Raw genomic sequence first — 9,951 nt, forward strand, 5'->3', positions numbered from 1 at the left:
GACTCAGGGGGTCGGGATGCCGGGCGGGCCCAGGATCTCGACCCCGAACCCCGCGGCCAGCGCGGCCAACTCGGCCGGGTCGGGGAGGGCGCCGCCTGCGGGAGGGAGGGTGGGCGCCGTCGCCGGTACGCTCGCCGCGCGCAGGAACCGGTCGAAGCCCCCGGGTGCGGTGCCGAGCAGGAACCGGGCCTCGTCCGACACCACCTCGAAGGTGTGGGGCAGTGCGGGCGGGCCGAAGACGAAGGCGCCGGCGGCGGCCTCGACGAGCGTGCCATCGGCCCAGACCGCGAGCTCGCCCTCGAGGACGTACCACCACTCGGCCTCGTCGCGGTGCAGGTGCAGCGGGGAACCGTGCCCCCTGGGCGCGCGGAACTCCGTGATCGAGACGGCCGAGCCAGTGGACGCGGCCGATGCCTTGACCGACGCCAGCGCGTCGAGGAACCAGAGCGACTCCCCCTCGCCGGGTGCGGTCAGGAACGGGGTGACCGGTGCGACGGTGCTCATCGGACCTCCTCCACCCGCTCGGTCCGCACGTCGGCAGAGCCGTCGGTGGATGCGGCGGCGGACTCGGCCGCGGCCCCCAGGCGGGCCAGGGTGCGGTCCATCGCCCCCTGCAGGTCGCCGAAGCGGTTCAGCGGGACGTCGATGACCCGGAAGCCGACCGGGAGCCAGTGGACGTCGTAGGACTCCGTGACGCGGGTGCCACCGTCGACCGCCTCGAGGCGGAAACGCCACTCGGTCGACTCGCGGCCGCCCTCCTCGGTGACGAAGGCGAACTCCCGGCCCCGATCGGCCGCGAGCACCCGTCCGCGGCGCGACCAGCGGATGACCCCCCGCGGCCCGGTGCGGTTGTGCCCGACGAACGTGGCACCCACCGCCGGGCCGGTGGCGCCGCCGGTCCACTCGACGCGCACGCACTCCGGGCTCCACTCGCCCATCCGCGGGAGGTCCGCGACCAGGTCGTACACCACCTCCGGAGACGCCGCGACCGTGGTCTCCCGACTGTCCCGCGTGAGCCAGAACCGTTCCCTGCGGACCGCCATGGGGTCCCCCTCTCTCGATGACCGAAAGCTATGACCTATAGCTAAAGCTGTCAAGCATCAGTTCTGCTAGGGTCCGTTCCATGAGTGTGGCCAGGGACGAGCGGCAGGCGCCGGACCGGCGCGCCCTGCGTCGGCTCCAGACGATCGAGGAGATCCTCGAGCTCGCCGAGGCGGTGATGACGGAGCACGGGGTGAGCGGACTGAGCCTCTCGGAGGTCGCCCGGCGCCTCGGCGTGCAGCCCCCCTCGCTCTACAAGTACTTCCCGTCGCTCGGGGCCGTGTACGAGGAGCTGTTCCTGCGCGGCCAGCAGCGCCACCTCGCGGCCATGCGGGCGGCGATGCAGGGTCGGACCGGGCTCGACGCGCTGCACCGCGGCCTCGACGCCGGCGGGCGCTGGGCGCTGGAGCACCGCGCGCTGGCGCAGCTGCTGTTCTGGCGGCCGGTGCCGAGCTTCGAGCCGTCGCCGGAGGGGCTCGCCGTCAGCGCCGAGATGATCGCGGTGCAGCGCACTGCCCTGCGCGAGGCGGTGTCGTCGGGCGAGCTCGGTGCCGCGGCCGACTCGGACGAGGCGATCCACCTGCTGTCCACGTTGATCGCGGGAGTGATCGGCCAGGCGATGGCCAACGAACCCGGAGTGCCGTGGGGGGCGGGCCGGTTCAGCCCCGTGTTCCCCCGGCTCATGGCACTGTTCGCCGCCGCCTACCCGCCGGGCTGAGCCGCTCCGCCGGGTGCGCGCGCCGCGGCGATCACGCCCGACAGCACGGCGTGCAGGTGCTCCAGGTCGGCCAGCGGCATGCCGAGCCGCTCCACCACCGCCGGCGGGATCTCCTCGGCCTCCGCGCGCAGCGCCCGCCCCTGCGGGGTGAGGGTGACCGCGAGCGTCCGCTCGTCGCCCCGGACCCGGTCGCGGCGCACGTACCCGGCCGCCTCCAGCCGCTTGAGCAGCGGCGACAGCGTGCCCGGGTCGAGCGCGAGCACCGACGCGAGCTCGGTGACCGAGCGCGGGTCGCGCTCCCACAGCGCCAGCATCACCAGGTACTGCGGGTGCGTGAGCCCCATCGGCTCCAGCAGCGGGCGGTACAGCGCGACGACGCCGCGCGCCGCCACGGACAGCGCGAAGCACACCTGCCGGTCGAGCTGCAGCAGGTCCGCCGGGGCCGTCCGTGTCCCGTCGGGTGCACCGTCCATGTCGCCACCGTAGGCGATGCGCCGGTCACACCGGGACCGCGACGCCGGGTCGGCGCGCTATCGTGGACGAATACTTGGTACCCCAATGATTGGCACACGATGACGACGCCCGAGATCGCCCGGCCCGACCCCGCCCACTGGCTCTGGTACGCCTTCGGCGGCGCGCTGCCCGCCCGCAACCGCGGCTGGGTGCTGCACGACCTCACCGCCCGCACCTGGCCGGTCCGCCAGCTCCTGCGCTCGCTCGTGCAGGTCGTGCCGGTCGCCGTCCTGCTCGTGGCGGTGATCCCCGGGGAGCTGTGGGTCCGGCTCGTGGCCGTGCTGGGCGGCATCCTGGTCGGGATGATCTACGCGGTGGCCTACCTGTACGAGGCGACGGAGCACCGCGCCCTCAAGGCCGGCTACCCGCGCGGAGCGCTGGCCGCCGTGCGCGGGCGGGCGCACAGCGGCGAGCGGGCCGAGGCGGCCCAGCGCTACGCGGAGCGGTACCGGACGGCCTGACCTCCGCGCGGCGGCGGCTCGATCCGCCCCGAGGTCAGGCTAGCCTCACCACCGTGCCACCCTCCCCCACGACGCTGCTGCGCTCGGCCCACCTCGACGGCCGGACCGTCGACGTCCTGCTCCGCCACGGGCTCGTGGCCGCGATCGGCGCGGGCCTGGAGGCGCCGGCCGGGGCCGACGTCGTCGACCTCGACGGCCGCTGGCTGGGCCCGGGCATGTGGGACAACCACGTCCACCTCGACGAGCACGCACTCAACCGGACGCGGCTCGACCTGTCCGGCGCGACCTCGGCCGCCGCGGCGGCCGCGCTCGTCGGGGAGCGCCTACGGGCCGGGGCACCGGCGGAGGGTCTGCCGCTCGTCGGCTCCGGCTTCCGCGACGCCCTGTGGGCCGACGCCCCGGGCCGGGCCCTGCTCGACGGCGTCAGTGGGGAGGTCCCCGTCGTTCTCGTGTCGGCCGACCTGCACTGCTGCTGGGTCAACAGCGCCGCCACCCGCCGCTACGGGCACGCGGGCGACGCCGACGGGATCGTGCGCGAGACCGCGGGGCAGGAGCTGCGGATCGTCATCGGGCGGGTGCCCCGGGAGGCGCTGGACCGGCAGGTCGCGGCCGTCGTCGCCGAGGCGGCCGCGCGCGGCACGGTCGGGGTCGTCGACTTCCAGGAGCCCTGGCAGCTCGCCACCTGGAGGGCCCGGCTGGCCGGCGGCGCGGGCGCGCTGCGGGTCGCGGTCTCGGTGTGGCCCTCGCACCTCGACGACGCCGTGGCGCGCGGCCTGCGCACCGGCGACGAGGTCGCGGGCACCGGCGGGCTGCTCACGATGGGACCGCTGAAGATCCTCACCGACGGCTCGCTCAACACCCGCACCGCCTACTGCCACGAGCCCTACGCGTTCCCGCCGGACGCCGCCCACCCGTGCGGGATGCTGCTGGTGCCGCCCGACGAGCTCGAACCCCTGATGCGCCGGGCCACCGCCGCCGGGATCGACGTGGCCGCGCACGCCATCGGCGACCGCGCCAACGGCCTGGTCCTCGACGCCTTCGCCGCGACCGGCGCCCGCGGCCGGATCGAGCACGCGCAGCTGCTGTCCGACGCCGACGTGGGCCGGTTCGCCGCGCTCGGCGTCGTCGCCAGCGTGCAGCCCGAGCACGCGGTGGACGACCGCGACGTCGCCGACCGGCACTGGGCCGGGCGCACGCACCGCGCCTTCGCCTACCGCAGCCTGCTCGACGCCGGGGCGGGCCTCGCGCTGGGCTCCGACGCCCCGGTGGCCCCGCTGGACCCGTGGATCACCCTGGCCGCGGCCGTGCGGCGCTCCGGCGACGACCGGCCGTCGTGGCACCCGGAGCAGGAGATCCCGGTCGACGTGGCGCTGGCCGCGTCGGCGGGACCGGACGGTCCGGTCACCGTCGGGCGTCGCGCCGACCTCGTCGTCACCGACCTCGACCCCCGCACGGCCGACCCGGCCGCGCTCCGCGCGATGCCCGTGGCCGGCACGCTGCTCGGCGGGCACTGGACGCACAGGGACGGGCTCTGAGCGGCGCGCGCGGCCTAGACCTCGCCCGGCGGTAAGCCTAGGCTCCCCTCATCACCGCCTGTACGAGGAGACTCATGCGCGTCGTCGCGTTCGGATACATGACCTGGGGCCGACGGACGATCGAGGCGCTCCTCGACGCCCGTCACGAGGTCGCGCTGATCGTCACGCACCCCGACAGCGACAACGCCTACGAGAAGATCTTCAACGAGTCGGTGGCCGAGCTCGCGGCCGACCACGGGATCCCGCTGCTGGTCCGCGACCGCGCCGACGACGACGAGGTCCGCACCGCGATCGCCGACGCGCGGGCCGACGTCATGGTCGTGTCGAACTGGCGGACCTGGCTCGCGCCCGAGGTCTTCTCCCTGCCCCGGCTCGGCACGCTCAACGTGCACGACGCCCTGCTGCCCGCCTACGCCGGCTTCGCGCCGCTGAACTGGGCGCTGATCAACGACGAGCCCGAGGTCGGCGTCACCGCGCACATGATGAACGCCGAGTTCGACGCCGGCGACGTGGTGCTGCAGCGCTCCACCCCGATCACCGACGACGACACGATCGTCGACCTGTTCGACCGCACGCTCGCGATGTTCGGGCCGATCACCGTCGACGCGCTGGAGCTCATCGCGCAGGGCCGCACCTCCTGGACCCCGCAGGACCGCCGCGCCGCGTCCTACTTCCACCGGCGCACCGAGGAGGAGAACCGGATCGACTGGACCTGGCCGCCGCGCGACGTGTTCAACCTCGTCCGCGCCCAGGTCGACCCCTACCCCAACGCCTACTGCTACCGCGGCGCCGAGCGCGTGCGGATCACCGCCGCGTCGCTCACGCCGGACGCGATCGGCGGCACGCCGGGCCGCATCGTGATCCGCCGCGGCACCGGCGTGGTGATCGTCGCGGGCGCCGACGCGCGGCGCGGGCGCAACCCCGGCGTGCTCGTCGAGCGGGTCCGCACCGACGACGGCCGCGACCTCGACGCGACCGAGTTCTTCACGACCATGGGTGGCTACCTCACCTCGCATCCGCCCTCCCGCCCGACGTGCTGACGGCACCCGCCCCCGAGACCGTCACCGGGCCGCAGGTCCTGCGCGGGGCCATCTCCTCCCAGCGCCGCGACGTCACCCTCGGGTCGCTGCTCGCCTCGTCGCACCAGGCGGGCGAGGCGCTCGTGCCGGTGATCATCGGCGTCGTCGTCGACACCGCGGTGACGTCGGGCTCGATCACCCTGCTGGTCGCCTGGATCGCGGTGCTCGCCGTGACGTTCGCGGTGCTGTCCTACTCCTTCCGCTTCGGCGCCCGCGCGGCCGAGCGCGCCGCCGAGAACTCCGCGCACGACCTGCGGCTGCGCCTGACCCGCCGCGTCCTGCACCCGGGCGGCGGAGCCGACGCCGGGCGGCTGTCGGGCGAGCTCGTCAACACCGCCACCGAGGACGCCAAGCGGGTGGGCGCGGCCAACCTCGTCCTGCCGTTCGGCCTCGCGGCGGTGGTCGCCGTGCTGGTGGCCGCCGTCGTCCTGCTGACGGTGTCGGTGCCGCTGGGCCTGCTGGTGCTGCTCGGGACGCCGCCGCTGCTGCTGCTCACCCACTACGTGAGCCGGCCGCTGGAGCGGCGCAGCGAGGTCGAGCAGGAGCGCGCGGCGCACGCGTCCGGCGTGGCCGCCGACCTCGTCACCGGCCTGCGCGTGCTCAAGGGACTGGGCGCCGAGCGCGCCGCGGTCGACCGCTACCGCACCACCAGCCAGGCCTCGCTGCTCGCCACCCTGCGCACCGCGCGCGCCTTCGCGACGCAGGGCGGGGTCGTGGAGGCCTCGGCCGGGCTGTTCATCGCGCTCGTCGCGCTGGTCGGGGGACGGCTCGCCGCGGAGGGCGCGATCACCGTCGGCGAGCTCGTCGCGACGGTCGGGCTGGCGCTGTTCCTCATGGCGCCGCTGCAGTCCGCGGGCTGGATGACCGTCGAGTTCGCGCAGGCGCGGGCCTCGGCCACGCGGATCGCCGCTGTGCTCAGCTCGCCGCCCGCCGTGCTCCCCGGCACCCGCGCCCCGGCCGAGCCCGTCCGCGGGCACCTGCGCCTGCGCGGCGTGCGGCACGGCGCGCTGCAGGGCCTCGACCTCGACGTCGAGCCCGGCGAGCTGCTCGGCGTCGTCGCCCCCTCCCCCGCCGTGGCCACCGCCCTGCTGGCCTGCCTGGCCCGCGAGGCCGACCCGCAGGCGGGCACCATCGAGCTCGACGGGGTCGCGCTCACCGCCACCGACCCCGCCGCCACCCGCGCAGCCGTCCTCGTCGCCGCCCACGACGCGGTCCTGTTCGCCGGCACGCTGCTGGAGAACGTGACCGCCGCCGGGAGCCCCGGCGACCCGGCCGCCGCGCTGGCCGCCACCGCGGCCGACGAGGTCGCCGACGCGCTGCCCGGCGGTGTGCACGGCACCGTCGGCGAGCAGGGCAGCTCGCTCTCGGGCGGGCAGCGCCAGCGCGTCGCGCTGGCCCGCGCGCTGGCCGCCGACCGCCCGGTGCTCGTGCTGCACGACCCGACGACGGCGGTCGACACCGTCACCGAGTCCCGGATCGCCGACGCCCTGCGCCGGATCCGCCACGGCCGCACCACGGTCGTGGTGACCACCAGCCCCGCGCTGCTCGCGGCCACCGACCGCGTCGTCGTCCTCGACGCCGGTGGCGGGCAGCGCAGCGGCCGCCACGCCGACCTCGTCGGCTCCGACGCCGGCTACCGGGAAGCGGTGCTCTCGTGACGACGCCCGAGCGCGCGCTCCTGCCCCTGGCCACCGGCGCGCAGACCCGCGCCGCGGTCGGGGTCCTCCTGCGGCCCCACCGGCTGCGCGCGGCCGTCGCGGTCACCGTGCTGCTCGCGGGCAGCGCCGTGGGCCTGCTGGTCGCGCCGCTGCTGGGCCGGATCGTCGACGTCGTCGCCTCCGGGGCGGGGGCCGACGCCGTCACGCTGCCCGCGCTGGCGCTCGCCGCGGTCGCGCTCGTCGCGGCGGTGCTCAGCGCCGTCGGCCTCGCGCTCGTCATCGGGCTGGGCGAGCGGCTGCTGGCCCGGCTGCGCGAGCAGTTCGTGGAGCGGGCGCTCGCGCTGCCGCTCGAGGACGTCGAGCAGGCGGGCGGCGGCGACCTCACCGCCCGGGTCACCCGCGACGTCTCCGCGGTCGGCGAGGCCGTCCGCGAGGCGGTCCCGCAGCTCGTCCGGGCCGGCATGACGATCGGGCTGACGCTGCTGGCGATGGGCGTGCTCGACTGGCGGTTCCTGGCGGTCGCGCTGATCGCCGTGCCGATCCAGCTGCACACGGCCCGCTGGTACGTCCGCACCGCCACGCCCGTCTACGCCGAGCAGCGGGTGGCGGTCGGGGCGCAGCAGCAGCAGCTCCTCGACACCGTCGGCGGGGCGTCGACCGTCCGGGCGTTCCTCGTCGCCGAGGACCACACCGGACGGGTCGCGCGCCGCTCGCGGGCCGCCGTCGACATCACCCTGCACGGGATCACGCTGATCACCCGCTTCTACGCGCGCCTCAACCTCGCCGAGTTCGTCGGCCTGTCGGCCGTGCTGGTGACGGGGTTCCTGCTCGTCGGCAACGGGTCGGTCAGCGTCGGCACGGCCACCGCGGCGGCGCTGTACTTCCACAACCTGTTCGGGCCGATCAACGTCGCGCTGGTGACGGTCGACGACGCGCTGTCCGCCGCCGCGAGCCTGGCCCGCATCGTCGGGGTCGCGGAGCTGCCGCCGACGCGGGAGCCCGAGCACGTCGGGACGCCGCTGGACGGCTCGGTGAAGGTCGCCGACGTCGAGTACTCCTACCGGACCGGCCACCCCGTCCTGCACGGCGTCGACCTCGCGATCGGGGCGGCCGAGCGGGTCGCGCTGGTCGGCGCGAGCGGCGCGGGCAAGACCACGCTGGCCAAGCTCGTGGCGGGGGTGCACCGGCCCGGCGGCGGCTCGATCAGCCTGGGCGGGGTGCCGCTCGACGAGCTCGGACCGGAGCGGACGCGGCGCACGGTCGTGCTGGTGACGCAGGAGGTGCACGTCTTCAGCGGCACCCTCGCCGAGGACCTCCTGCTGGCCCGGCCGCACGCCACCCGCGCCGAGCTGCGGCACGCGCTCGCCACCGTCGGCGCCGACGCGTGGGCCGACGCCCTGCCCGACGGCCTCGACACCGCCGTCGGCGAGGGTGCGCACCAGCTCACCGTCACGCAGGCCCAGCAGCTGGCCCTGGCCCGGCTCGTCCTGGCCGACCCGCCCGTCGCGATCCTCGACGAGGCCACCGCGGAGGCCGGCAGCGCGGGCGCCCGGGTGCTGGAGGGGTCCGCCCGCAGTGCGCTCGACGGGCGTACCGGGCTCGTCGTCGCGCACCGGATGACCCAGGCCGCCGCGGCGGACCGCGTGGTCGTGCTCGACGCCGGGCGCGTCGTCGAGAGCGGCACCCACGACGAGCTCGTCGCCGCCGCTGGGCGCTACGCCGACCTGTGGGCCGCCTGGTCGGCCACCCGGGCTTGACGTGCGCCATTTGGATAGGCAACCCTCACCACGAGATCTCCTCCCCTTCGTCCCTGGAGTCCTGATGTCCCCGCTCTCCGTCCCCCCGCTCCCCCGCACCCGGTCACGGGGACGGCGAGTCGCGACGCTCGTCGCGACGGCGGCCCTGCTCGCCGGCGTGGCCGCCTGCGGCGGTGCCCCCGCCGCCCCCGAGGCGGCCGACCCCGCCGCCCCCGCCGAGGGCGCGTACCCGGTGAGCATCGAGCACAAGTACGGCAGCACCGAGATCGCCGCGGCGCCGGAGCGGATCGTGCTCGTCGGTCTCAACGAGCAGGACGCCCTGCTCGCGCTCGGCACCGTGCCCGTCGGCACCAGCAACTTCCTCGACGCCCCCGGCGGCATCTTCCCCTGGGCCGAGGAGGCGCTGGGCGGCGCTCCGCTGCCCACGCTGCTCGACCAGACCGACGGCATCCCCTACGAGCAGGTCGCCGCGCTGACGCCGGACCTCATCATCGGGCTGTACTCGGGCCTGACCCAGGAGGACTACGACACGCTCTCGGGCATCGCGCCGACCGTCGCGCAGCCCGCGGGCCAGGAGGACTACACCATCTCCTGGCAGGACACCACGACCACGCTCGGGAAGATCCTGGGCAAGGAGGACGAGGCGGCGGCGCTCATCGCCGACACCGAGGCCGTCTTCACGCAGGCGCGCGACGCGCACCCCGAGTTCGCCGGCAAGTCCGCGGTGATGGCCACCCTGTACGAGGGCTACTACTTCTACGGTGCCGACGACGTCCGCGGCCGCACGCTCACCTCGCTCGGGTTCACCGTGCCCGCCGACCTCGATCAGTTCATCGGCGCCGACGGCTTCGGCGGCACGGTCCCCGGTGAGCGGATCTCCCTGCTCGACGTCGACGCGCTGGTCTGGCTGGCCGAGGAGACCACCGAGCCCTCGCTGCGCGCCGACGCGCTCTACAGCAGCCTGGGCGTCGTGTCCGAGGGCCGCGAGGTGTTCGTCGCCGACTCCGAGGACGTCTACGACGCGGTGTCGTTCGTGACGCCGCTGAGCATCCCGTTCGTCGTCGAGAACCTCGTGCCGCGCCTGTCCGCGGCCGTCGACGGCGACCCGGCGACGGTGACGACGGCCCCCGCCGCCTGACCCACCCGCTCGACCCGCGCGACGACCCGCGCAACGACCGAGGGCCCGGCC

At 75.7% G+C, this 9,951-nt stretch carries 10 protein-coding genes; 7 read left to right on the forward strand and 3 right to left on the reverse strand.

The features are described 5' to 3' along the window. Window positions 1-3 precede the first annotated feature (3 nt). Window positions 4-504 (reverse strand): quercetin 2,3-dioxygenase, encoded by a 501-nt coding sequence (locus I4I82_RS03620; protein WP_218595213.1) that lies wholly within the window; start codon window positions 502-504, stop codon window positions 4-6. Beyond that, window positions 501-1,043, reverse strand: coding sequence for an SRPBCC family protein (locus I4I82_RS03625; RefSeq protein ID WP_218593880.1), 543 nt, complete (start codon window positions 1,041-1,043; stop codon window positions 501-503). The genes I4I82_RS03620 and I4I82_RS03625 overlap by 4 nt, the downstream gene beginning before the upstream one ends. 80 nt (window positions 1,044-1,123) lie before the next feature. Between I4I82_RS03625 and I4I82_RS03630 the strand changes: the two genes are divergently transcribed. Then, window positions 1,124-1,759 carry a TetR/AcrR family transcriptional regulator gene (locus I4I82_RS03630; protein WP_218593879.1) on the forward strand — a complete coding sequence of 212 codons (636 nt, stop codon included), beginning with the start codon at window positions 1,124-1,126 and terminating at the stop codon, window positions 1,757-1,759. On the opposite strand, the gene I4I82_RS03635 is transcribed toward I4I82_RS03630, so the two are convergent. Further along, complete coding sequence (locus I4I82_RS03635; RefSeq protein ID WP_218593878.1) at window positions 1,744-2,232, reverse strand: MarR family winged helix-turn-helix transcriptional regulator; 489 nt, start codon at window positions 2,230-2,232, stop codon at window positions 1,744-1,746. The two genes, I4I82_RS03630 and I4I82_RS03635, sit on opposite strands and share 16 nt — an antisense overlap. A gap of 99 nt (window positions 2,233-2,331) precedes the next feature. Here I4I82_RS03635 and I4I82_RS03640 point away from each other — a divergent pair, with 99 nt between their 5' ends. The 6 genes from I4I82_RS03640 (at window position 2,332) to I4I82_RS03665 (ending at window position 9,900) form a co-directional block, all read left to right on the forward strand. Continuing rightward, window positions 2,332-2,733: a DUF5313 family protein gene (locus I4I82_RS03640; protein WP_218593877.1), complete on the forward strand. Its 402-nt coding sequence runs from the start codon at window positions 2,332-2,334 to the stop codon at window positions 2,731-2,733. A gap of 53 nt (window positions 2,734-2,786) precedes the next feature. Further along, window positions 2,787-4,268, forward strand: coding sequence for an amidohydrolase (locus tag I4I82_RS03645; RefSeq protein ID WP_226369858.1), 1,482 nt, complete (start codon window positions 2,787-2,789; stop codon window positions 4,266-4,268). A gap of 74 nt (window positions 4,269-4,342) precedes the next feature. Further along, a complete protein-coding gene (locus I4I82_RS03650) occupies window positions 4,343-5,308 on the forward strand; it encodes a methionyl-tRNA formyltransferase (RefSeq protein ID WP_218595214.1) in 966 nt (321 codons plus the stop codon). Then, window positions 5,305-7,005 (forward strand): ABC transporter transmembrane domain-containing protein, encoded by a 1,701-nt coding sequence (locus I4I82_RS03655; protein WP_218596415.1) that lies wholly within the window; start codon window positions 5,305-5,307, stop codon window positions 7,003-7,005. Before I4I82_RS03650 ends, I4I82_RS03655 begins: the two co-directional genes overlap by 4 nt. After that, window positions 7,002-8,762, forward strand: coding sequence for an ABC transporter ATP-binding protein (locus tag I4I82_RS03660; RefSeq protein WP_218594793.1), 1,761 nt, complete (start codon window positions 7,002-7,004; stop codon window positions 8,760-8,762). The genes I4I82_RS03655 and I4I82_RS03660 overlap by 4 nt, the downstream gene beginning before the upstream one ends. Before the next feature lie 64 nt (window positions 8,763-8,826). Then, a complete protein-coding gene (locus I4I82_RS03665; protein WP_218595215.1) occupies window positions 8,827-9,900 on the forward strand; it encodes an iron-siderophore ABC transporter substrate-binding protein in 1,074 nt (357 codons plus the stop codon). Window positions 9,901-9,951 lie beyond the last annotated feature (51 nt).

The sequence above is a fragment of the Pseudonocardia oceani genome, from assembly GCF_019263585.2.
GTDB classification, from domain to species: Bacteria; Actinomycetota; Actinomycetes; order Mycobacteriales; family Pseudonocardiaceae; genus Pseudonocardia; species Pseudonocardia oceani.

What these genes read in the sequence shown, in the direction of transcription:
- I4I82_RS03620 (WP_218595213.1), bottom strand. Translation starts at nt 504, where the DNA reads ATGAGCACCGTCGCACCGGTCACCCCGTTCCTGACCGCACCCGGCGAG.
- I4I82_RS03625 (WP_218593880.1), bottom strand. Translation starts at nt 1,043, where the DNA reads ATGGCGGTCCGCAGGGAACGGTTCTGGCTCACGCGGGACAGTCGGGAG.
- I4I82_RS03630 (WP_218593879.1), top strand. Translation starts at nt 1,124, where the DNA reads ATGAGTGTGGCCAGGGACGAGCGGCAGGCGCCGGACCGGCGCGCCCTG.
- I4I82_RS03635 (WP_218593878.1), bottom strand. Translation starts at nt 2,232, where the DNA reads ATGGACGGTGCACCCGACGGGACACGGACGGCCCCGGCGGACCTGCTG.
- I4I82_RS03640 (WP_218593877.1), top strand. Translation starts at nt 2,332, where the DNA reads ATGACGACGCCCGAGATCGCCCGGCCCGACCCCGCCCACTGGCTCTGG.
- I4I82_RS03650 (WP_218595214.1), top strand. Translation starts at nt 4,343, where the DNA reads ATGCGCGTCGTCGCGTTCGGATACATGACCTGGGGCCGACGGACGATC.
- I4I82_RS03665 (WP_218595215.1), top strand. Translation starts at nt 8,827, where the DNA reads ATGTCCCCGCTCTCCGTCCCCCCGCTCCCCCGCACCCGGTCACGGGGA.